Genomic DNA, 23,916 nt, shown 5'->3' with positions numbered 1-23,916 from the left:
CAGTTTATGACTTCACAAAGACCGTTTTGATGGCCGTGAAAAACTCGATAGCCGCTTGCCCCTGTTCTCTGGAGTGTGAACTTGACATCTTCATTCCGCCAAACGGAGCCTGCAGCTCTACGCCGGCTGTTTCTGCATTAATTCTGACCAGTCCTGCATCCATGTCCCGGATGAAAGACAACATGGCTCCGACGTTCTGTGTATAGATGGAAGCACTCAAGCCATAATCGCTATCATTAGCCGCTTCGATCGCTTCCTCCAGGGAATCTACCGCAATCAAGGCCAGAACCGGGCCAAAGATTTCTTCCCGGGCGATGGACATATGGGATTCGACCCCTTCAAATACGGTCGGCTGCACATAGAATCCCTCTTCTAATCCCGGACCGTCCCCTCTTTTTCCACCAGTGAGCAGAACGGCACCTTCATCTTGGCCTTTTTGAATATAACTCAGCACGGTATTGAGCTGTCCTTCGCTTGCACATGGACCCATCCAGCTTCCAGAAGACATGCCGTCACCCAGCCGAATTTCCTGGATTTGCGAGAGCAGCTTTTCTTTGAAGGAATCGTATACATTTCGTTCAATAATGACCTTGCTGGTGGCCGTACATTTTTGCCCGGTCGATTTCAACCCACCGCTGATCGTGGCTTCCACAGCCAAATCCAGGTCGGCGTCAGCCGCGATAATAATCGGGTTTTTCCCACCCATTTCAAGTTGATACTTGGCCCCACGTGCCAGTGCTGCGCCGCCGACCCGTTTGCCCACTTCATTGGAACCTGTGAACGTTATTCCGCCCACATCCGGATGCTCAGCAAGTGCAGATCCGATCACTGAGCCTCTGCCGCATACCAGATTAAGAACGCCTGCCGGAATGCCCGCCTCTTCAAAACACTCCATTACTTTAGCCGCAGTGACCGCAGTTTCCTGAGCAGGCTTCAACACAACCGTATTGCCGTAAATCAAGGCCGGAGCCGTTTTCCAAATCGGAATGGCTACTGGGAAATTCCAAGGAGCAATAACCCCAACAACGCCAAGGGGTACGCGGGTCGTAAACATCAGCGCTTCGCTGTCCGTTGATGGAATGACATCACCGGTTTTTCGCATGCCTTCTCCAGCGTAATACCTTAAGATCGCGACACCGCGCAGTGTCTCTCCTCTGGCTTCTGGGAGTGTTTTGCCCATTTCCCTGGTCATCGCCTCTGCAACCTCATCGGCCCGGCGTTCCAACACATTGGCTGCCTGAAATAGATAGTTTCCGCGTTCCGCGCCCGATAACCTCCGCCAATCTTTTGCTGCTTCCTTCGCGGCTGCAACAGCCCGGTTCAGATCCTCTACGCCTGAGGTGGGTACGTAGCCAACTACCTCCTTCCGATTCGCTGGGTTGATGCTCGGTTCGGTTTCGCCGGACGTCGCCTTCACCCATTCTCCGTTAATGTAATTGCTGTATGTCTGCTCTACCTGAAATGTGATCATCCTATTCATCCTCCTTATACATTAGTTTGAAATGACTGGATTAATAAGTGTCCCGATATCGCTAATGGATATTTCAATGCGGTCCCCGGGTGCAAGTGTAAATTCATTAGGTGGCACGATGCTAGTGCCTGTTAATAACACCGTACCGTCAAACAGATCGTTATCTCTGGCCAGAAAAGAAACCAACTCATCGAGTTTTCGGTTTAACTCACTCGTGCTTGCCTCGCTTTTGACAACTATTTCACCTTCACGATATATTTCGCAGACGATGCTGAACGCATATGGATTCTGCACCGTTTCCGCTAGACGAATGGCCGGACCTATAGAACAGGAATTGCGCCACATTTTTGCTTGCGGCAGATACAGCGGGTTTTCCCCTTCAATATCGCGGCAACTCATGTCATTGCCAACGATGTATCCCACAATGCTGCCATCCGCGGCAAGCACCAACCCCAGCTCAGGCTCCGGGATCTGCCAATTGGAATCGCTGCGAAGCGTGACTGCCTCAAGCGGTCCTATAGTGCGGGCTGCTGTGGATTTAAAAAAGATCTCCGGTCTTTCGGCATCATAAACTTTATCGTAAAAGGTCTTTGCATCCAGCTTGCCTTCCGTTGCTTCATAATTTCGCGCTTCCCGGCTGCGCTGATAAGTTACACCTGCCGCCCATACTTCCGGAGCTTCCAATGGAGTGATTAGATGTAAGGAAGTCCAATCGTCAGTTAACTTGTTTAACGGTTTAAAAGCGCTTTCAACAAGTTGAACTGGAGAAATCCCCTGCTTTCTTGCTTGATAGATCAAAGTCATAAAATCTGCTTGTGGCAAACGATACGCTTGTTCATCATCCGTAACGGCTGCCAGCCACTTCTGTTGTCCGTCCAGAAATCGAATAATTCTCATTCAAGCTTGCCTCCATTTTTCCCCATCGGGTTGATAATACTACCATAGCACCCGCTAGGGTTCATGACGATGTTCTAATCATTCCGACGATTTACCCTTTTCACGCATTTTTTTTCTGTTAAGATGAGGTTAGATCCGTTGAACTAAAGATGGTTTACGAGGATACTCCGATGACAGGATGTTGGTATATAGAATAGTACAAGGGGGTTGGTTTGCTGTGACCAAGCTTTCGGATGCTGTGTATTTAGGTCGTTTGCCCGATGTTCGCATGTCTTTTCAATTATTGGGGCTGCATGCAAGAAAGGTGGATTCCAGCTGGACTTATCCGTCTCATGAACATTCAATGTATGAAGTCCACTGGATGATGGACGGGCAGATGAACATGGTTGTCAACGGGCAGTCTTATCGTCAGTCGGTTGGCGACCTTCTGTTCATCCGGCCTGGTATGACCCACTCTTGCACCGGAGCCGGACCGGAGGGGTTCACTTATTTTTCCGTGCATTTCAGCATACACGATACATCCTTTTGCAGAGAACTTAACCGTTGCAAAGACATCTATTATCCGGCAAATTCGAATTTGGCTCTGGGGCTCTCCCCTTCCCTGTCTACCTTGTATGGTCTGTCCACAGAGCATTTGTCTAGCTCGCTATCTTCCTCCAAACAAATGAAGGTACATGCGGCCGTGTTTGAACTGCTTGGTTCCCTGGTTGGCCAGTTATCTCAGCAAGCTTCCGTTACGTTGTCGAGAAAAGAAACCATTGCTCATCAGATTGCTGAGCACATTGAGGATTCGGTAAGATATATCCATCTTCACGGGGAAATTCAGGAGAGTGAGCGAACCTGGATTCAGGACATTGCCAAGTCGCTGAGCATTAGCCCGTCACAGGTTAATCGTATTTTTCGGCAGGTATACGGCATCGCTCCGCGCAAGTTTCTATCCGAAACCCTTCTGAACGAAGCGCAAAGGCTGTTAAAGCAAACCGACCTGAACATAGACCATATTGCAATGATGCTGGGGTATAAGACCAATGCGCATTTCAGCCGCCAATTCAAGCGGTGGACAGGCATAGCGCCAAGCGAATATCGCAGCCATTCGCAACAGGCTGGAGAAGCCAACGTTGCGGATGATTGAAGAATAATAGTAGTACAAGCGACACCTGTCGGTATGTTTGGAGAGCGCTATCATTGTTGGGTAATTATATACTTTTCTTTTATAACAGATATTCAGTCGAGTTCATCTGATTGGCAGAACTTCACGGATGCGTTTTCAAATTGAATCTGCACAGATGCTTGAAATACCAGTCTGGATTATACCCTGTTGCGGTTAATATGGCTTTATAACCAAACGGGTATGTGAACCTAATACTGATTGGACAAAGCCTTCAATTTATTAGTGCTTCATCACTTCGGATAGAATAGAAACGGATCAAAAACCGCTCACCCGAGTAACGGATGAACGGTTTTTTCATCTTAAACAGTTAGTGATGAATACCAAATCGTTTCAACCAACCATTCAGGTAGTTCGCTCCACGGGATGCCAGCAATCCAGCAGCTACCATAGATGTGTATGCGGAAATTCCGGTCAGTCCGAATGGATTCAATCCGGATGAGATTGCTAAACCAACGCCGACTACGATTGACACACCATATGTAGCTCTATCCTTGATTGGGAGAACTGTCTTAACGACCTCTGTAAGAGCTTCAGTTAAGCCCGCCAAAAGCAACCACAAACCAACTGAGGCTACGGCTGTAGTAAGTACTGCATTCAATGTAACCATATTACTTCACCGCCTTGGCAATCAGAATGGTATTCAGAAACGCTAGTTCTGCAGCTGTCAGAGTCCCGTTCTTAGCTTTAGTGATCCAAGCTTCGTCTGTAAAGTAGCCCTTAGCCTTAAAATTCGTTAGTGCGCTCACGAGCATGTCTAACGCCCATTTATCAAGTTTCATTGGTTCGTCATCCCCCGATACTGTATTTTGTGGTACATTTACTTGAGTCGTAGTGCAATCCTTAAATTCCGCTACCACGTCATTCAGAAATTTCGTCTTGCTTATGCCCATAATCTTCAAGGCGTTCTTGTAAGGGTCGCTCTTACGATTGGGGTCAAGTTCGTTGTGTCCTGAGATACATTTCAGGGGATCCAGTTTGAACTTGTTACAGAGGTATGCCATGTACCAAACGTAACGCTTGTAAGACTCTGTGTTATTGATGCTACCCTTCTTATTGGAGTAACAAAGTTCTACGCCGATGGCACGATCATTAGAATCGAATCCGTAAAGATCATTGTCAGTTTTTACGTTGTAAAGGACATGCCAAGCCTTTTCTGTAAGGGGCACACACTCAATGATTACTTTATCATCGATAAAGGTATGCGCCGATGCACTTTGGACATTAGCGGAGTTCATGTAGTAGTTCACGTTACCTGCCGCTGTACTTCCATCGTTACCTGTATCGTGTGCCACGATAAAGCTAATTCCCTGATTCTTGATACCGGAACGTCTCTTGGTATTGTTAGGCAGATACCGTTGCTCGATAGTGTATTTCATTTTAAAAGTCATCTGGTTCACCCTTTCTATTGAATTTTTGGTGTATTATCTACTTTAGTTCCCTCCACAGTAAGGACACTTTCTACTAGAGAATGCTCAGGCACTGTAAGGGGAGTTTCTGAATTGATAGTTTTGAACTCTTTCACAGTCTGTATGGCAAATACCCCGCCAACAATAGTCATGACCACCGTACTCAAGCTATTAATCGCCTCTAAGGATACAGCACTCACCGCCGCTCCTAAGAATGGTGCAAAGAATGCAATTGTTAGAAACAACGCGAACAAACCTCCGAATAGTACCATTAAAAAATCCTTTGCAGAAAATCCGTCTCCATCGTTCCAGAAAGCATTAATTAAAAAAATTCTCACCCTATGCTACATCTCCCCTCCGTGTTGAGAGTTGAGCTACTAACTGCTCTACTTTGATGTTTAGTAGTCTGTTCTCTGTAATAAGTTCCATATTTTCCTGGCGGAGCGTGATCACTTCGTTGCTCAGTAGTTCAATCTTTTCTTCGGATGAGGTCAACCTTTCAATCAACCTCTCACGGAAGGCTTGCTCGTCTTTGGAGAGCAGTTCCCTGTCAGTCACTTTGTTGTTACTTTTACCACTGGCATAGCCGATTACACCGGATACAGCTGTACTAACAAGACCGACGACTGCTGTGATTACCCCTACATCCATATCTATCACTTGACCTTTCCGTACCTGTATGAATTATGTTGAGACGTTCTTATTCTACCTACAAACAGAAAAAACTTACCGATCCTACCATGGAAAACTGTGTACAGGATATAGAAAAATAAACAGCAAACATTCAGAAAATTTCATTCTCTTACAACTATAATATAAGTAATTTAGGCGTGAAAATAACCCCAACCAAGTAAGGTAGGGGTTATTTTCATTACATGATGAAGCAGTAACCGTAGTCAGCGACTACATCAATTGTGGATACAATGTCGTTACGATACAGAATATCAAGTTGTGACGGTACTGTACGGAATTGCCATGTTTCGATGAAGGACGGAAGGTCTGATTTATCAGTCTGCCTTGCTACGATTCTACCGTCGAGGTCTTTGTCAGCACTTCTTAGGATAGTGATTGTAGAAGTCAGGTCGGACTTGTCAGTTCTCCGTACCGTAATGCTACAGTCCAGTAGGTCACTCTTCTCCAATACTTCAAAGCGCATCGGGATTTGAGAGAAAGCACTTCTGCGGACTATAATTTTGGAGTTCAGGACTCTCCATTGGATGGTGTTAATGCTACCTCCAATGTCGCTGTTGTCCCTCTGCTTTACGATAATCTTACTGCTCTTGTCGTTCTTGCCCCAAACCCTTACGGCAATCTCCGAAGGCAGGTCAGAAGGGGTAGTTCTTCTGACCGAGATTGTACCCGCCACGTCAAGGAAGTGGTGAACTTCGATTGTCGAAGGTAGGTCTTCGTGACCGAACTGACTAACAGTAATATTAGATGGGAGGTTTACGTGCTCATGGACTTCGATAATCGACTTGAGGTCGCTATCGTCTACCGGAATAATGAATACTTTACCCGTCATTTTATTTACAGGAGGAACACCTAAAGTAGTAGGTAGGTCTTCATTTGCTCTGTATATAACGTCCACGTTCGCAGGTAGGTCGCTCTCCCTTCTCACACGTACTGTAATGCTAGAAGGAATGTCATCCTCAGCGTTCAGGACAACTTGGATACTACCTGCGATATCGGAAGCAGGGCTAATGTCAATACGTCCGTCGAGGTCTGAATCCCCAACAGGGATGAAGTCAACGTTACCTGTCATCGTGTTATCGAAACGAACGCCTAACTTGGAAGGAATGACATTAAAGAACACTGGTGAGATAGTAGAAGCAAGGTCACTATCAGCCTTGACGATTACCTTGAGCGTTCCTAACGTGTCGTGGTTTGCCCACACCCGTACTCCGATTTTACCTACGAACTGCGACCACTCTTGGACTTGCAGGGTTGAAGGAATCTCCGAGATGAATCGGGTTCTTACTCCGATAGTACCCTTCAGGTCTTTGCTGTCGTAGGCAGGTACGGCGATGACAGAAGCCAAGTTGCCTGAGATAATTCGAATAGTCGAAGGAATGACGCTTGCCCCAACAACATCAAGGCTTCCTAAGATATCGCTCATGTACTTCACGTAGGTTCTGCTGTTAAGGTCACCATCTGCGCTGTGCATTACTGCCACACTAGAAGGCAGGTCTTTGTTAGCCACTACGTCTAGGCTTCCTGTAATATGAGGTCTGTTTACCACCAGACCGCCCTCAAACGAGGACTCGCTTTCTACCCTTACTCCGATGCTTGACTCAAGGTCAGCAGGTTTGGTAACGACCACACTAGCAGGAGTTTCCGGTCTACTTACCGCCATGCTTGCCGCTACATCATTCTCGCCTACTACCTTGACCGTAATCGTGGCGTTAATGTCGGCAGGAAGAGTAACTTCCAAGCTAGAAGGAGCATCCGGTCTGCTTACCGCCACAGTAGATGGCAGGTAATCGAACCAAGTAGGTGCGACTCGCAGTTGAGCGGCAATATCGCTGGTCAGTGGTACGAACAACGAACCTCCCAAGTAATACCCAACAACCTGCAAAGATACAATCAGGTCGCTGTCTGCTTTGCCAATTACCGTTACCTCAGAGTAAAGGTCTTTGTTGATGCCAACGTTGACTTTGATACTTCCGTCAATGTCTTCATCTCCACTGTGCCTTACGGTCACATTAGCAGGAAGGTCAGTATCCTCACTACGCTGTACCGTGACAGCCCCGCTAAACTCAGGCTGAGATACAGCAATCTTCGCTTCCATATCTTCGTCAACGTAACCACGAACCGTAAAGCGTAACTCGATATCGTTGTGAGGTTTTACGAAGATGGTAGCAGGTCTCTCTTTCACATTGACAACCAACCAAGAAAAGAAGTCCTGTTCAATCTCTACTCTTACGCCGACCTTAGAAGGAAGGTCTACTCTATCTTTAACGTAGAAGCTGACTGGAAGCTCAGGTCTACTTACTGTCAGGCTACCGTCAATCTTAGCAAGAGCCCTGTTCGATACTCCCAAGTGAGAAGGAACATCGTGGTTGTTACGGTACACGACATGAACGCTGGAATCCAAATCAGGTTGGCTTACTGTAATAGCACCGGAGAACTCATTATTACGAGTTACTTCAATGGTCGCAGGAATCTCTACGTCCAGCCAAGCAGGTTTTCTAACACGCAGTCTTGATGCCTTATCGTAGTGCTTAGGTACTCTAATGCTAGAGTCGATGTTAGAACGTCCAAAACTCCATACAGCAGGGTCAAAGTACGTGACCACTAACTGAGGGGCTAGGCTTGCTTCCTTGGTAAAGAAGTATTCGTAGTCGTTCTCAGGCTCGTCAGCCGCCACCAAGTAGAAGTCAACTAGGTTGTTCCCCTCTCGGTACTGTCCTTCGATGAAGTCTGTCACATCGAATGTCACGTGCCCGTCTTCAGTTGCTACTGTGTAGGCGCTGGTAATTTCTGTACCAATGCTTGGACGGTTGTTCCATGTTACGCCCATCTCCGACCAGCTTCCGTCAACTGCGTACAGCTTCAGGTTCTTGTCAGGCTCTTGACCGTACACCATGCGAAGTTCAACCTTGTCGATATCGTAGCTTCGTTTCAAGCTAGAGATATCGAATCCAAGTAGTGAGCGAAGCACCTTACCTTTATAGCTACCGACTGCGAAAGTGGTCTCTTCCCCATAGTTAAGGGTTGGAACATCTTCCCTAACATATGTGTCTTTGATAACATCCAGAGTAACTTCCTCACGGATTGGTAAAGTGATATCTACAATACCTGTCATCTTATTGGTAGGTGTGACTCCCAAGAAGCTTAGGAGGTCTCCTGCCCCACCCTTCGCTACGTCAATGCTTGACTCAACGTCACTGTGGACACGAATCTTAGCAAGGACTTTGGAAAGAATCTCACTCCGTGCAGGGTACATGACATTGATTCTACTGTTCAGGTCTGCGTGACTAGGGATGATAACACTACCCGCTAAGTCGTTATGCCACAGGATGGAAATGCTAGAGTCAATCTCAGAATGTTCTGCTCTACGGATGGAGATTTTACCCTTCAGGTCTCTAACAACCCAAACATCAATACTACCCGCCAGGTCTTTTCCTTCGGTACGTCTCACTGTAATACTAGAGTCTACTGACTTGTCGTAGGTTTGGCGTATAATAACACTACCTTCAATCGTGCTAAAGGAGTACACGTCGATTGAGGAATCAATATCGCTTGCCAATCTCACTCTGATAATGAACTCACTGTCAAGGTCTTCGTTGCCGTAAGCAGGAATCTCCAATCTACTGGACAGGTATCCCGAATTTACTTGGATGCTGGACGGTATCATGCTTGCCCCTACTACATCAATCTCAGCAAGAATGTCCTTTCGGTAAGGCACATTAATTTTAGAGTTCAGGTTAGCGACCTTATTCTGCCTTACGGTAATACTGCCTACCGTGTCGCTGTGAATGATAGGGAAGATTCTACCTTGCAGGTCAGGTCTGGATACTGCCGCCCGCCCATCAAGGTCGCTCTTATCCTTACGTCTTGTCTTAATTACCCCGTCTAAGTCACTGCGGAATCTGACGTAAACTGAAGAGTTCAGGTCAGGTCTAGACACCGTAATACTAGATTCCTTTTCCACTTGCGAGGAACGTCTTACAGAAACGCTACCCTTGTAGTCGATATAAGGATTAACCTCAATTGTACCTTGAAATTGGAACTGATTGGCAGTGATGCTAGAAACAATATCACTGTTCTCGCCGCCCCTTGCGATTACCTGCGAAGGAAGGTCATCACGGTTCAGTACATAAATCGTACCTGGTTTGTTGCGCTCACTTACGGTAAATGTTCCGAACAGGTCTTCGTCCACCGAATGGCGAACTGTTACGCTTCCTCCCAAGTTAACGTAAGGTCGTACATAGACTTGTGCAGGACGTTCTTTAACGGTAATAATTGCCCAACCGTAAAGATTATCTTCACTCCATACTCGAACACCCAATTGCGAAGGAGTGTCTTTTCTGTTGGCTACGTAAAGCTCTGAGTTAAAGTTAGGTCTGGAAATTACAATACTACAGTTCTCAAGGTCGTACAGGTCTACTTCTCTTACGGACACCTTAGAATCAATCTCACTCCAAGTATTTATCCTTACCGTACCCTTACCGGACAGGTCAGGTCGGCTAATCATCACACTGGAAGGATAGTTCTCGAATCTCTTACCCGATGGCGTAACCGTAATCGTCGAAGGTAGTTCTTTATTATCGGACTTCTTGAATACATTAATCTTAGAAGGCAAGTCCTTTTTAGCAGGGTACGTGACTAAGATACTCGTATCAATTCCAGAACGTCCAGTGCTTCGGATTACTTCATCGAAGTAAGTGTACTCGATGGTAGGTGTCAATGAAGCCCCTGCATCCATTGAAAAGAACTGCACAGATTCATCGCTCTCATTTACCGCTCGCAAGTAAAAGTCTACGAGGTTCTTTCCCTGCTCTTTTGCTTGCAGGATGAAGTTGGTAATGTCGAACTCGATGAAGCCTTTCTCAGCGTTTACAACGTAGTCTCCTTGGCTAACAATGTCACCGGAGTCAGGTTGGTTGTTCCAAGTGATTCCGAACTCTGTCCAAGCACCATTGACGGCGCTTAGTTCAATTGGGATAGTTGGAGTGCGTCCGATTGAATGCTTCAGTTTCATGACTACTTTTTCAATCTTGTAGTCGTTGGTCAGCCCCATGAGATTAGTAATATCGAAGCCGACAATGCTTCGGAACACTTCTTCACGTGTTGCACTGTAACCTGTAACCAACGTTTGCTCCCCGCCGTAGTTCAGCTTAGGATATGCTTGACGAACGAATGCGTCACGTTTAGCGGTCAATTTATCGGTTACTCTCGTAGGTTGCTGAATATCTACAATTGCTGTCATCTTGTTTGCAGGGGTTACACCTAGCGTCATAGGCAGGTCAGAGACTTGCTTGACGTTTACATTAACGCTCAGGTCACTGTTATCAGTGCCCCAAATGTCGGTATTACCTGTCATGGCGTTTCTTATACGGACACCAATTCGACCGTCGATGTAAGACTCACTGACACCCATCGCAAAGATACTACTCTTGATTTCCGTCTCGCCCCGACCGAAGATATCAACCGCACCGTCCATAGTATTGGACTCTCTAACGGCTATCTGCGATTTAAGGTAGCTATCTTCCGTTCTCTTGACTTTTACCTTCGTATTCAGGTCAGCATCTCTTACACCCCAAATGAACGATATACCGTCCATCGTGTTCGTCTCTGTTACGGAGATAGCACCATTCAACGCTTCAGTGATTGGAGGGGCTACTGCTAGGCTACTGCTTATCTCCGAATCAGCCGCCACTGCGTTAAGTATGGAAGTATGTTCAGCGGTAAAGTAAGTGGTGTTAGGGTCTATCCTGTTATATGCTTGAAGGTTGAACGTTTTAGAATAAAGTGTATGTTCTGCTGTTAATTGTAAGTCACTCGTCCCGTACTCCACCGTGTTATGTCTAGCGGTTAAGTTCAACCGCACACTCTTAGGGAGAACTGCATGGCTACCAGTTAATAAAAGTGGCGACTTCCCTTCTGTTCTATGACTTGCCGTTAAATTGAACGTTGCTGTCTTCAGCAAGACGTTATGGTTGGCAGTTAAGGTATAAGGGGTATTTTCATTAATGGTATGGGTAGCCGACAGTGGTAGGAAAAGAGTCTTGGTTAAACTAACGTGCGAAGCCGAAAAACTCGACTCCGCACCAATGATTCCTGATGCTGACAATTCAACCACTTCCTATCCCATTGTATTGAGATGAAAAACCCATTACTCTGCCGAAGTCACTGTTACGGTTATATCGAACTGCCCTGCACCAGTTACCCCATCATAGGTCTTTACTCTAGCGTACAAGTCAAACTCTCTACCACGTAGGATACTTAACCCGTTCAAGGAAAGTGGGTTGGCATTGTCAGTGAATGTCCCATCCAAACTAAGCTGAAGTTCTGTCTTATCTGACACCCCTGCCGCCCTTGCCCAACCTACATTAATACTTTTTATTTGGTACTTATACCCATTCTTTAGCCTGACCTTCTTAGTGGGGGAGTTGCCGCCCTCAAGCACTGCCCCAAAGTCCAAGTTTGTAATCGGCTTACCTGCGTCAAGTAGGAGGAACGACATGAAGTCTTCAAACCACAAAGCAGGGTAGGATACCGGACGAAGAACCCAAAACGTATTTACGCTTGTTGTCTGGTTAGCATTCAGGTTGTACATATAAGAAGGGTCTTTGAGTTGCGTCTCCGTAACAGCTAAGGCAAGGTTTCCGTTATACCCTGCATAGTTCATTCTTGTGCTGTAATAGCAGTTAATAATATTCATCGGGACACTGTTCGTCCAGCCTCCTGCAAACCCTCCCAAATAAGAGTTATTGGAATTATAGGATATAGTATTGGAAGCCCACGAACTATAGCATTGAGGGTTGGCTGAAGATATACTTCCTACGATACCGCCTACGTAGTTGGAATACTGCTTGATATCGACATTGAGCGAGTAAACGTTGCGAATTGTACCATTCGACATACTCCCTAAAATCAGACCGGAATAGCCGCCCACGTAAAACTTACCCCCACTGACATATACGTTCTCAATCAGCGCTCCCGCCACAGCCATGTTCCCTGCAACAGCCGCCATATAAGACATACCCGATGCTTGGATATCCACGTTCACCATCCCGAAGTTCTTAACTATGGCTGTCGCTCCAAGCTGAGGGAACAATCCCCCGTAGCTGGTGGTCTGTCGGTTGAAGTAGTTGCTGATTACGTACCCATCCCCATCGAACGTACCAAGAAAGGCTGTTGTATGCCCAAGATAAAACCCAAGACCTGTATTGTAAGGGGCGATATTAAGGTCAATGTCATTAACTAGCTGTGCACACTTGGATGTGTTAATAGTAACTACCTTGCTCAAGAACTCAAACAGGTCGTACCCATCTTCAATCAGATAAGGGTCGTTCGCTGTTCCTGTGCCTCCCTTATAAACTCCATTAGCCATTATAAAATCACCTCTGAGTGGAATTGTAATTACATATGAAAAGCCCTTACCATCATTATAAGATAGCAAGGGCGCATTTTAGCTTTTGCTTGGGTCAGCTTTGACAAGGATATCAAACATGCCGCCCCACATGGATTGACGGTTGGCGGCTATGCGAACATAAAAGCTAATCTTCGCATTATGCTCTAACTGCTCCACGTAGGTCAATTTGTCAAGCGGATCGAAAGGAGCGTCTAGCTTACTTACCTCTGCTTTAGCGTTCGTACCGTCAAGTTCTCGCTGGTCTACTGTCAACCGGACATTCTCTACCGGATAGCCTAGAGTATTCTTTACAAACACCCTCTCTGCCGCTGTGGTCTGCCCTGCAACGATTGTACCGAAGTCGAGGTACTTAATTACCTCTCCGAAGTCATCCGAGTAGAATGACTCAGCGGCATCGCAGAACATCAATCCTGATAGGATACCTACGAAAGTGATATCCAGCGACCTAGCCCCGCCCAATTCATCCAACGTGTCAACTCTGAGTACGTTGTTAACACCATTTTTGACCTTAGTCTTCGGAATGGTGTATTGAATGCTTAGAGGTACCGCGTTGTATCCGGTATAACCATCCTGCGGGTATAGCTGTTCTCCGTTTAACGTCAGTCTGTACTGTACCTTGTCCGTATCAAAGTCATTAACTGTGGCGTTAAGGAAGTTACCCTTTACCGTCCCTGTTATCGTAGGGGCAGTGTTTGTCTTAATGATTACCTGCGTCCAAGTCGTCAATGAACCTAAGTCATCTTTTACTTCAATCTTCAGGGTGTTAGCCCCCACGTTGAAGTCTGCGTTGTTGATGACCAAGCCGATTGTTGCAGGTGACGGCTCAAGTTCTGTAAAGCTAGTAATCGGGTATTTCTGAACATTGTTCAGGAGCACACGGTACTGTACTTTATCACCTTCAGGGTCGGACACTGTTCCGCCAATCATGATGTTGTCCTTGTGAATCTGAGCGGCAGACAGTTCAGGGGAAGCAGTGGGGGCAATGTTAGTCTTGGTTGTCGTCCACGTAATGGCATCAGTCATTCCTGTCGTATCCCTGACTTCCAGCATTACAGAGTTACCGCCCAAGTCAAAGTAAGTATGGGACAGGTCTTTAGTAAGCATGAAATCAGGTAACTGTGGAGAAGTCCATCCACTTGAAGGGAATCTCTGCGTACCATTTACTAACACCCTGTATGATATGAGGTCATGTTGTACGTGGTCAATTGTGACGACTAGCTGGAAGTCTTCCTTGTGGAACTCCTTCGTAACGCTGGTGGCAGAGAACTCAAAGGCGATTTCACCACCGCCCATGAGCCGTCTAACATCGTTTGTCACGTTCTGCCACGCAACTACACCATTACCGCTGTTGTTATTTACAGTAGTACCTAACATCCCATAATGGTTGTAACCTACAGACCGGACATTACCTTCGTAGTCCAGCGCCATAGTATGATAGTAACCCATAGCTACCTGCTTGGTGTTTGCCGCCACCAATGTAGGTGTTGGATTTATACTACCCCCTACGAACCCTCTGCCTAGCTGACCGTAATCGTCATTACCGAAGGTATACAACTTACCTTCATTTGTCACAATTCCTGAGAAGTACCCGCCGCAAGTGACTGAGCGACAATTATCCATAATCTTGTGAGGTGTCGGGTAGGCGTTACTTGTACTGTTACCTGTGGCTCTGCCTGTTTGACCATGATAGTTGTACCCTGCTCCCCACACCGAACCATCATTCTTCAGGAACAATGTATGGTACACACCTCCGTCCACTTGGCGCACATCATCCATGACGTAGGTGAAGCTGTACCTAGCCTGCGTCCCTGCGATACCAAGCCCACCGTATCCGTTGTACCCTGTAGCATAAAGCTTACCCTCTTGGTCGATCGTAAACGAAGAAGTATACCCTGCCCCTATCCTACGAATACCTGTGGCTACCTTCTGTGGTACGTAGCTATCGTTTGAGCTTCCGTTACCTAGACTGCCGTAATTATTATAACCAAAGGTGTATACGTCACCGTTATTCTTTAAGACAACCGTGTGCAGGTATCCACAGGCTACTTCCTTAACATCGGACATGACCTTTACAGGCGTGGGATACGCATTACTGTTTCTCCACCCCCTTGCGTCACCAAGCTGACCGTAGTAACTGTACCCAAAGGTATACAGGTCTCCATTCATAAGGAGTACAGCAGAGTGGTAGTGCCCCTCAGCCACCATTTTGACATTAGGTAGTTGAGAAACCTTTGTTTGGTAAGGGTAAACAGCAGAGGATGAAAACCCTAGCTGACCGTAGCTGTTATGCCCAAAAAAGTAAACGTCACCGTTGTTTTTAATGTACGACGAGTGCAGTGCTGATTGAGTACTCATTTATTCCCTCCTAGCCGCATATTAAGCGGGGTCTCCTACGACTCTTACATCGAATTCCCCCCCGCCAATGGCTTTTGGTGAAGCATTGATTCTTACGTAAAAAGGTACGCTCTCCGCATGGGCTAGGGAATCAACCTCTATCCTATTAGTTGCGGTGAAAGGTTTGTCCGTCAGGCTCAACTCTACGACCTCTTCGGTAGGATTAAGGTCTTTCTGCGCCGTTGTCAGTATGATATTCTTTACTTCGTACCCAATGGTGTTCTTCAGAGTAACTTTGAACATTCCTGACAAGTTGCCTGCCACAATCGTCCCTACTTCAAGATACTTCAGAACCTCACCGATATTAGTAGAGTAATACTGACCGTCCTCAGATATGAACATAAGACCTGCGTAGTCAATCAGGGTGGTTTCCTGCCAAATCTTGCTCTCCCCCATGTCATCTTCCATCACGATTTCTACCTTGTGAGTGTTGCCGAAAACAATAACTTCTTTAGGTATCATGAACTGAACGTCAATGGGAGTCGGTATATACTGCGTCCATACACCAGCGGAGGGAGGGTAAACCTGTGAACCATTTATCAAGACTTTGTAACGAACGGCATCCCCGTCATCGTCAGTAATGTGAGCAAATAGGGTCTGCCCCTTAACTTCAGCTTCCACTAGAGGTAGTTTATTTAGCTTACTGACGGTCAAATTTTTACTCACTGTCGCCCCGTACTCGTCTACCGCATTCACTATAACCGTATTGTCACCAATTAGAAGGTCACTGTTACGCAGTGAGTATACGTAGGTATACGGTGTATTTAGGCTCTCAGTGAACCCTCCTGAGTCGGGGTACTTAGCAACCCCGTTAAGTAAAATCTGAAACTTAGCCTTATCTTTTTCTGCGTCAGACACGACTACCTCAAGGGAGATGTGCTCCTTATGGCAGGTCAGCGTAGATGCCGTTATGTTAAGGAAAGGGTCAGTGTTTGTCTTGAGAACGGTCGCTACAGCCGTCACCTTAGCAGAGTGCGTATCTATAGCTTCCAGCGTTATCGTGTTGGAACCTAAAACAAGATCCCTATTAGATAATAGGTGATTGACTGTAATAGGCACTGGAAGGGATGATACGGTGGCTTTCTCCACCCCATTAACAAATATCTTGTAGGAGGTTGGCAAGTCATTCGTATGCCCTATCGTTGCTGTAACACGGAAGTCTTCACGTGTCAGCGTGGCAGGTGTTGCCTTCAGGTCATTAATTAAAGGTCGCTTGTTTCTTACACTTAGTTGAATAAGCCCGTACTGGTATCCGTTGGCGGTAATGTAAGTCGCCCCGCCGTAGTTGAAGCTGGAAGCGCTGAAGTAACTATTTAATTTATTTCCAACCATGGGGTAGGAGTTAGCTAAATTACCATAACGTTTACTGTACGCCCCTAGACGTACCCCGCCGGATAACGGAAGAAATACGTACTCGTCCGTGACAGCGAAACTAACTAAGTTGTTTGGAGCATACCAAGGAATATCTACGACAAACTCTGGTATAGCATTGGGAGTGTCCAGCTTGATCTTGTACAATTTAGCCGTAGTCCCTTGACCAAGACCGTTAGCGAGTAGGTAAGCGTATCCTTCATTCGTTTGTTTGTTGAATGCGAACTTAGTTCCTGCCCACGTTACCAGCACCCCGCCGTTGGATAAGCTTGAACTAAAGGTGTACTTCGCAGTGTAGGTCAGATTCCAGTTCATACTTGGCTTATTAATACGGTACTTGTACATGGTATAAGGGTCTTCGTCATGGATAATGTACAGGTGGTCGTTCCAAGGGTTGTAATCATAGCAGTCAGGATGCGTAGTAGTATATTGCATACCAGTTAGCTGGTAATTTCTTACGTAGCTTACTGACCCGCCCACAGTAGCAGTTCTGACCATGTGCCATATGTCGTTACCTCCGTGTCCTGTGTCACCGATAACATCCAACGTGTTATCAATCTGTACCATCTGCATGTTGTATACGTACCAAGCAGGTATTTCACCGACCTTGGTTACATTCAAAGAATAATCCTTATTCAGCACATCCCCGTAAAACTCTACCTGCTGTATGGTTTGGTCTCCCGTACCTGTCCTTACAAGAGTCACGGTACTCCCATACCAGTTACCACTCGCTTCGTACCAAGTGTTTGTGATGGTTAAGTTAGTGACGACTCTCACGTTATCTACATATATGGACACCCCTTTAATTGGGTAACTTGGGTGCGATTTGAATCTGAGCTTAGTAAAGCGAATCGGAACGTCCCACTGATACGTAAAACCTGCGTAGGGGTCTCCGTTGTCATCAAAGGGATATGTCGTGTTAGGTGTAAGAAGACCAACGGGGTCGAACCTGCTGTATCCACTCGCAAAGGCATAATCGTACTGAGGTGCTACGTTCTCGATGGAGGTTGTGTACCACTGTCCGACGAGTCCATTCCCTGTGGGTACAGCCCCCGCCGTGTTCATTACGGTTGTTACCTCAGATGCAAGCAGCTTCCTATTCCAAATGCGGGCGTTACGAATATATCCGTTAAACTGGTAAGAAGTGCTCAGAGACCACCCACCAAACGCCGCTGAGTTGCTTACAGTCATTGAGCGTGAACTACCAAGGCGCTGAGCTATCGTCTGCTTGACCCCGTTAATATAAATTTCCAGGTTTGATGCATTAGGTACTCCGTTATAGAAGACAGCCGTCACATGTACCCACTTATTCGCTAAACCACTGCTTGCTATCCCAATAACATCACTATTATTTGTGTTGATTCCTAAGCTTCCAGACACTAAGTAAATGTCGTAGTTGTCAAAGCCGAAGGGCATCTGCCCATCATCTCCCCGCCAGAACATCCAAAACTCTACAGTGTTTTGAGCGCCCGCTGTGCGGTTCACGCCCGTAGAATCTACAACTAGGCGGTTGTTTTTATGATTAGCCATTGTATTGACCTCCCTTTCTTACAGGGCATTGCCTGTTACTTTAATCTTGAAGTTGCCCCCGCCTACTGCATCGTCGTTCATTGTCAGACGGACATAGAACTTAAGTGTATCGCCTGTGACGTAGGTGTCAGGATAAAGCAGTCCACTCTCAGGAGCGAAAGGTGCGTTGCTCAGGCTGACCTCAACCTTCTCGTTGGTTGGGTGTAGGTCTCCCTGCAATGCCTTAATCTCAACATTCTTCACAGGGTATCCAAGTGTGTTCTCTACGAACACCTCAAATATTCCTGACTGCTCCCTAGCGTAAAGGACTCCAACGTCCAGATACTTCAGAAGTACCCCGAAGTCCGTAGTGTAGAAATTACTAGAAGCGTCCTTAAACATCAGCCCGCTATACCCTAATACTCCTGTCGAAGACCACTCTGATATGTCTCCCGCCGAGTCGATTACCTCAACCCTCACTGTATTAATTTGGTTGGTAATAGTTTTTTTCTTGGGTAAGGTGTACGTAACAGCTAGTGGCGAAGGGAACGGGGCAGAGTAACCGGACTCAGGGATAACCTGTTCACCATTTAGCAGAACTCTAAACCTAACCATATCTCCGTCAGCGTCCTGCATGAGTATGTTAAGTGTGTTTCCTTTCATGTCCACCGTCAACTCAGGTTTTGTGTTCACCTTCGTCACCGTACTTGTGCCTGACACAACTTCAGTATTGGTCTTGTAGTTATCCTTCACTTCAATAGTAATCGTATTGCTACCGATGTTTAGTTGGTCAGCCCTGAACGAGCGCCGAACAGTCAGTGGGGAGTTGTAACCTGATACTGTCCAGTCATTAACCACAATGTCATTTAGCAATACCCTGTACGTCATGAGGTCGGTGGGTTCGTCCTTTACATAGGCTTCAAAGATTACGTTATCCACGTGCGTAGTTGACCTTGAAACGCTTGTTACGACTATAGGTTCGTTATTCGTCACCGTGATGTTGAAGGTCTTTGTTGATACTCCACCGTAATTATCCTTAAGTTCCAACGTTAAGGTGTTATCCCCCAAGACCATTTTGGAAATTGGGACTGTTACAGTATTATTAGTCACTGGAAGTGGAAATAAAGTTGCGAAAGGCTTAATTACCGTCCCATTTATCAATGCACGGAACGTGGCTGAGGACGCACTACCTAATGTTTCAAGGGAGATATCAAACTGGATATCAAAGTCGTCATGTGCAGTGGTAGGGATTGTAGTATTAGATACAACTAAGTTAGTAAGGAATAAGGTCTTAACTGTGTTACTGAAGGTAAAGTAGTACGCTACACCTCTGTTGGTAGGGTTTATCTGGATGCACCCCGTGTTTCCCGAAATAGCAGTGACTCCGAAGCTTGATAGATTACCACTTTTCATGATAGACTCTGCTAATGAACCGTTGGACAAGCTAAAGCACCCAAGAAACCCGTCAGCTTCGTTCGAGCCAGAACCCCAATAAGCGTAATTCCCATCCACTAAGAGACCGCTCCCTGTGTAACTTGAGTCAAGAGCATAACCGCTACCTTGTATGCCAACAACCTTGGTCAACCCACCAGTCTTGTTATTCAAATCCCACTTATATATGCTCATGTCATTCCTGTTCCAGAACCAAACAGCGTCCCTTCCGTCCCAACCACCACGACCATATGAACCCATTGTGGTAGGGGCAGCATACTGAGTACGGTTTACAACCACTTGGTCGGACTGCCTAATAGTCCACTCGAACAGTAAAGCGTGACTAGAAGACCAACCGACAAGGTAATCTTGCCCGTCTTTAGTGTAAACGGCATAACCATAAGGCACTGAACTTCCGCTTGCACAAATATATTGGACGTAACTGTCATTTGCGACCCAATTTAAGCTCCTGACTAAAGAACCAAAAGTTCCGTCAGCATTTTTATTGTAAACATATACGGTGTTCAAGTTATATGAAGCAACGTATAGGTATTTATCTCCGACCATAACATCAGCCACAGAGCCATTCACCGTCTGCGATGCGGCTTGTCCTGTGAACACTAGATTTCCTATTTTATACGGCATGATCGTACCTCCTTAAATAGAAAAAGACTGTCTTAGGATCAAGACAGTCCGAAATTAACTTCGCCGCCCACGCCTTTTCTTAGTGGTGCTTTGAGTTCTGTGGCAATTCGGTTGTTCTTCTTGATTAGAAGCACCCCGTTAAGCTGTTGATCTGCTACAAGCCAGAAGTTGATATACATCGGCTCACCGAATGGAATTCTGCAAGTAGCTTTAAACTGGAAGGTTACTCCGTCAATCTCAATCAAAGACTTGTATCCAAAGTTAAATTGGGTAATTGTAGTGTCAGCGACAGTTCCGCCCTGACCCACAGCAAAGTTCACAGAAGACTCCGCATCCTTGTAGGTGATGATATCGTGAAACTTTCCAGCGTGACCGGTAAGGTTGTACTCTCTTTCCCCGTCCTTGTAGATAACTTCTATTCCCGAGCCACCGAGGTTGAACACACCGTCATTCTCGAAGAAAAATTTATTACCGTGACCGATAACGCCAAATCGAACCAACCGATCGCGATCAATATCGTAGAAACTGTTCTCTTCCTTGGTTGTAAGGTCGAATTCGGATAGGTAAGTACCATCTATGTACTCACCCACCCACACGAAGTCTTGTCCTACAGGAGAGATCCCGCTGTGTTCATTGAAAATCGAAAGCATGTTATGAATTCCTCCTTCATTGTATTGAAGTCAATGTTTACACGTACTGGTAAGACACACGTGTCAGGAATGTTACTAATCCTGCTGTAGCTGTTGGTGGTACGTTGGCACGAAGAGTTACCTTCGATAAGTTTGCCGTTGTGTTAGCAGTATTAATGTTACCGTCATTTGCCGCCCCTTTGATTGTTTTCGCAGGAGTGTCAGACTTCGTAGCACGAATATCTTTCGTGACTGTGCCGCCGATAGCAGTAAACGTGGATTCGGATAGAGAATCCACTTTAACTTCAATCCAAGTGTTTGTTACAAGTTCACCCGTGTTACCACCCGAACTATCCTTAGTTGTGATTGTGCAGTTCTGCATATCGGATACTGCGGACGAGCCGCCACGGTTATTCCAAATCAGTACCGTAAAGGTAGTGGACAACGAACCTGCGTCAACTGTACCGATATCCCACTGAGTTACTTGCGAAGAGTTATCGGACGTGTACCAAGAAACTATTGGTGCTGGCATTGTATTTCCTCCCTTAATTGCTTAGTTCTCGACTTTGTTCTTGTCAAGCTATAGACAATATAGGTTGGTCAGGTGAAACCTTAACAATTGCCGTGTAAAGTACACTACTATATTAGTCGTTTTATAGTTAGGTTCGGGGCAAATAAAAAGACCCCGATAAAGGGGTCTAGTTACTAGAGAATCTTCTTGTACTTGACGTACAGTACATCAGGGATTCCGTCAGTGATCTTCAACGTCTCAGGTGCGAATTTTACACCACGGATTGCGCCATTACCGTCTACATGGTACTCGAAGTTGATGGTAGGTGTCTGTACTTGACCGTTGATGGACAGAAGGACAGTCTTAGGTTTAGCCAAGCCGTTAAGGAACACGTACTCAGTCTCACCGCCCGCCGCTTCAAACACTTCTTCTTCATCTTCAGTTTCAAGTTTCACCAAGCGGTCAGTTTGAGCCTTAAACTCAGCATCAGCGGCAGTCTCAAGGTCAACGATACGACCCTCAGCCGTGCCGAAGTTTCCCGCCTTGAAGTAGCCATTGGCAGAGTCAGAATCACGGTTAGCGATGCCCACAGTCAGCGTCTCAACTTCTACCAAACGCTGTGCAAGGTCAGCCAGTACAGCCTGAACGTTTGCACCATCGTAGTTAGGGTCAACGACTACCCCAACAAGGCTCGCACCTTTAGCCGCCGCAGTGGATGCCAAGTCGTTACGGATAGCTGTATCAGCGTCAGTACGTGCTTGAATCTCGTTGGCAATTTGCTGTACAATGCTAGTAGCGAGGTTAGCGTTACCGTCATTGTCCAGAGTGCCACCGCCACCGTAAATGTCCTTCATCAACTGGTTAAGGTTCATGTAGGCTTTAGCATCGACGGCATCTGCTACGAGACCTGCCCCGCCACTAACAATAGCATCAACAGGAATTACAGACAGGTTAGTACGGGTAATGTACTTGTAGTCGAATGTTACCGCATCTACGAATGTGTAAGGGGCTTCTACTCCTGCAACTTCACTGAAGAAGTCAAGGTAGAAATCTCCTGCATCTTCACGTACTTTACCGTAAACTCTATCTCCGTCTTCATCAATAAACGGGAAGTCTTGTGTGCCATTCTTACGTAGTTCGATTACGTTGCCGACAACAGTACCCTCAGTGTTGGAGTCAACTGCTACGTTAGTGTTTAGAATGTCGGGCGTGATTGCGATGGAGTTCAGCCCCACACCTACAGCTACATCATTCTTTTGAACGAACACGTCGATTTTGGTGTTTTCAAGGGATTCACGGTGTGCGTGGAAATCAATATCCAAATATTGCTCATTGATTTTGTTGGCAACATCGAAGTGGTTATTACGCATCAACTTGTTGTTCAACTGTTCACCACGGAATCTAGCAATACCCCTAGTTCCTGCCATATTTATTCACCTCTCCTTTACGATCTTGCGGCTCTTTACCGCACATACATTATAAGCAAGTAGTCCAATATTTTACTGTGGGTTTGGTAAACTGTGGAACTATCCTAACCGCACTACCAGTTCTATTGTTACACCCTCAATGCCTTCTCCACGTTCGACCACGTTGATACGGAAATGGTCATCCTTGTTGATTCTAGGAACGGATACAGCGTAAGGTCTGTCTGACGTTCTACTGGAACGCTCGTTCCCATCTACCACAAGATTGCTGTGGAAGATTGTCTCCCATGTTGGGTTCAAACCGTCGTAACTTTCCTGAGAACACTTCTCAATTTGGAAGATAGTGTCAGCGTCTCCCTCACGTGATGTGGAAGCGTAAACCTCAGTGATATCTCCCTCATACGGGAAGCGCATGACTAGCTTGGCTACTCCGTCAAACACCCGACTCAGGAAGAATACCATTGTCTTGGATTCTACCCGCCGCTCAATAAAATCGAGACGTTCATCAAGGCTGGAATGAGGTGCGTCAGCGTCCTTGTATTGCCTTGCTTTCCGTATCTCTTCTTCCAGAGTCAAGAACCTGAGTTCATCAATGTTCCCGTTGCCCTGACGGTATTCAGGCTTCCATGTACGGATAAGGATTTCATCGCCCACCTGAAGCTGTACAGGAAGTCCAGCAAGGGGTGTGTCTCCTTCATACGTCCCTAAGTCCAACCGGATAGTTGTCGGGTCAATCTCTTCGTAGCCGCCGCCTTCTAGCAAGTGTGCTCCGTTAAAGTACACGTCTAACTGCTTCGTGCCCATCCGGTATTCGTGGTCAAGGTAGATGAACAACCCACGCTCTAATAAAAGGTACTGTTCGTCTACGATGATTTCCTGTTCATCCCAATACTGAAACTCACCGCCCCCGTAGCGGCGAAGGGTCATCTTCGTTCCTGCCATTTACGCTCACCTCC

The 23,916-nt window shown here is 46.3% G+C and carries 16 protein-coding genes and 1 pseudogene; 1 reads left to right on the top strand and 16 read right to left on the bottom strand.

Features of this window, described 5'->3' with window-relative positions; translation table 11 throughout:
• Positions 1-4 precede the first annotated feature (4 nt).
• Both gucD and EL84_RS22170 read right to left on the bottom strand, forming a co-directional pair.
• On the bottom strand, positions 5-1,471 hold the full coding sequence (gene gucD / locus EL84_RS22175; protein WP_047843140.1) for an alpha-ketoglutaric semialdehyde dehydrogenase GucD: 1,467 nt from the start codon (positions 1,469-1,471) through the stop codon (positions 5-7).
• Positions 1,472-1,492: 21 nt separating this feature from the next.
• Positions 1,493-2,368, bottom strand: a complete 876-nt coding sequence (locus EL84_RS22170) for a fumarylacetoacetate hydrolase family protein (RefSeq protein ID WP_047843139.1) — start codon at positions 2,366-2,368, stop codon at positions 1,493-1,495.
• Positions 2,369-2,585: 217 nt separating this feature from the next.
• On the opposite strand from EL84_RS22170, the gene EL84_RS22165 reads away from it, so the two are divergent.
• Positions 2,586-3,500, top strand: coding sequence for an AraC family transcriptional regulator (locus EL84_RS22165; protein WP_047843138.1), 915 nt, complete (start codon positions 2,586-2,588; stop codon positions 3,498-3,500).
• A gap of 346 nt (positions 3,501-3,846) precedes the next feature.
• Here the strand turns inward: EL84_RS22165 and EL84_RS22160 are convergent, their stop codons facing one another.
• The 14 genes and pseudogenes from EL84_RS22160 to EL84_RS22100 form a co-directional block, all read right to left on the bottom strand.
• Complete coding sequence (locus EL84_RS22160) at positions 3,847-4,146, bottom strand: hypothetical protein (protein WP_047843137.1); 300 nt, start codon at positions 4,144-4,146, stop codon at positions 3,847-3,849.
• Between the two features lies 1 nt (position 4,147).
• On the bottom strand, positions 4,148-4,915 hold the full coding sequence (locus tag EL84_RS22155) for an N-acetylmuramoyl-L-alanine amidase family protein (RefSeq protein WP_235431572.1): 768 nt from the start codon (positions 4,913-4,915) through the stop codon (positions 4,148-4,150).
• Positions 4,916-4,941: 26 nt separating this feature from the next.
• Positions 4,942-5,283 (bottom strand): hypothetical protein, encoded by a 342-nt coding sequence (locus EL84_RS22150; RefSeq protein WP_047843136.1) that lies wholly within the window; start codon positions 5,281-5,283, stop codon positions 4,942-4,944.
• Between the two features lies 1 nt (position 5,284).
• Positions 5,285-5,596 (bottom strand): bZIP transcription factor, encoded by a 312-nt coding sequence (locus EL84_RS22145; protein ID WP_047844338.1) that lies wholly within the window; start codon positions 5,594-5,596, stop codon positions 5,285-5,287.
• Positions 5,597-5,816: 220 nt separating this feature from the next.
• On the bottom strand, positions 5,817-11,741 hold the full coding sequence (locus EL84_RS22140) for a DNRLRE domain-containing protein (RefSeq protein WP_047843135.1): 5,925 nt from the start codon (positions 11,739-11,741) through the stop codon (positions 5,817-5,819).
• Positions 11,742-11,783: 42 nt separating this feature from the next.
• The gene (locus EL84_RS22135) at positions 11,784-13,004 is read right to left on the bottom strand and encodes a hypothetical protein (RefSeq protein WP_047843134.1); all 1,221 of its coding nucleotides are present in this window, start codon (positions 13,002-13,004) and stop codon (positions 11,784-11,786) included.
• Between the two features lie 78 nt (positions 13,005-13,082).
• A complete protein-coding gene (locus EL84_RS22130; RefSeq protein ID WP_235431571.1) occupies positions 13,083-15,212 on the bottom strand; it encodes an RCC1 domain-containing protein in 2,130 nt (709 codons plus the stop codon).
• Between the two features lie 15 nt (positions 15,213-15,227).
• Positions 15,228-15,401: pseudogene (locus tag EL84_RS33145) on the bottom strand (hypothetical protein); the annotation flags it as partial.
• A gap of 21 nt (positions 15,402-15,422) precedes the next feature.
• Entirely contained in the window at positions 15,423-18,341 is a 2,919-nt protein-coding gene (locus EL84_RS22125) for a LamG domain-containing protein (RefSeq protein WP_047843132.1), read from the bottom strand.
• Between the two features lie 18 nt (positions 18,342-18,359).
• Complete coding sequence (locus EL84_RS22120; protein ID WP_047843131.1) at positions 18,360-20,396, bottom strand: hypothetical protein; 2,037 nt, start codon at positions 20,394-20,396, stop codon at positions 18,360-18,362.
• A gap of 38 nt (positions 20,397-20,434) precedes the next feature.
• Positions 20,435-21,046 carry a hypothetical protein gene (locus EL84_RS22115; protein ID WP_235431570.1) on the bottom strand — a complete coding sequence of 204 codons (612 nt, stop codon included), beginning with the start codon at positions 21,044-21,046 and terminating at the stop codon, positions 20,435-20,437.
• A gap of 37 nt (positions 21,047-21,083) precedes the next feature.
• Positions 21,084-21,557, bottom strand: a complete 474-nt coding sequence (locus EL84_RS22110; RefSeq protein WP_047843130.1) for a hypothetical protein — start codon at positions 21,555-21,557, stop codon at positions 21,084-21,086.
• Positions 21,558-21,730: 173 nt separating this feature from the next.
• Positions 21,731-22,963, bottom strand: coding sequence for a hypothetical protein (locus EL84_RS22105; RefSeq protein ID WP_047843129.1), 1,233 nt, complete (start codon positions 22,961-22,963; stop codon positions 21,731-21,733).
• Between the two features lie 99 nt (positions 22,964-23,062).
• Positions 23,063-23,902: a hypothetical protein gene (locus tag EL84_RS22100; protein WP_047843128.1), complete on the bottom strand. Its 840-nt coding sequence runs from the start codon at positions 23,900-23,902 to the stop codon at positions 23,063-23,065.
• Between the last annotated feature and the right edge of the window lie 14 nt (positions 23,903-23,916).

The sequence above is a fragment of the Paenibacillus sp. VT-400 genome (assembly GCF_001029205.1).
GTDB lineage: Bacteria > Bacillota > Bacilli > Paenibacillales > Paenibacillaceae > Paenibacillus > Paenibacillus amylolyticus.
Note: the sequence above shows the minus strand (reverse complement) of the source record. Positions and strands in the feature narration are given on the sequence as shown.

Bases quoted from the DNA above. Each gene is read 5' to 3' on its own strand.
- EL84_RS22155 (WP_235431572.1), bottom strand. From the start codon at position 4,915: ATGAAATACACTATCGAGCAACGGTATCTGCCTAACAATACCAAGAGA.
- gucD (WP_047843140.1), bottom strand. From the start codon at position 1,471: ATGATCACATTTCAGGTAGAGCAGACATACAGCAATTACATTAACGGA.
- EL84_RS22130 (WP_235431571.1), bottom strand. From the start codon at position 15,212: ATGAATGGAGACCTGTATACCTTTGGGTACAGTTACTACGGTCAGCTT.
- EL84_RS22115 (WP_235431570.1), bottom strand. From the start codon at position 21,046: ATGCTTTCGATTTTCAATGAACACAGCGGGATCTCTCCTGTAGGACAA.
- EL84_RS22120 (WP_047843131.1), bottom strand. From the start codon at position 20,396: ATGCCGTATAAAATAGGAAATCTAGTGTTCACAGGACAAGCCGCATCG.
- EL84_RS22125 (WP_047843132.1), bottom strand. From the start codon at position 18,341: ATGGCTAATCATAAAAACAACCGCCTAGTTGTAGATTCTACGGGCGTG.
- EL84_RS22100 (WP_047843128.1), bottom strand. From the start codon at position 23,902: ATGGCAGGAACGAAGATGACCCTTCGCCGCTACGGGGGCGGTGAGTTT.
- EL84_RS22110 (WP_047843130.1), bottom strand. From the start codon at position 21,557: ATGCCAGCACCAATAGTTTCTTGGTACACGTCCGATAACTCTTCGCAA.
- EL84_RS22135 (WP_047843134.1), bottom strand. From the start codon at position 13,004: ATGGCTAATGGAGTTTATAAGGGAGGCACAGGAACAGCGAACGACCCT.
- EL84_RS22160 (WP_047843137.1), bottom strand. From the start codon at position 4,146: ATGGTTACATTGAATGCAGTACTTACTACAGCCGTAGCCTCAGTTGGT.
- EL84_RS22105 (WP_047843129.1), bottom strand. From the start codon at position 22,963: ATGGCAGGAACTAGGGGTATTGCTAGATTCCGTGGTGAACAGTTGAAC.
- EL84_RS22145 (WP_047844338.1), bottom strand. From the start codon at position 5,596: ATGGATGTAGGGGTAATCACAGCAGTCGTCGGTCTTGTTAGTACAGCT.
- EL84_RS22170 (WP_047843139.1), bottom strand. From the start codon at position 2,368: ATGAGAATTATTCGATTTCTGGACGGACAACAGAAGTGGCTGGCAGCC.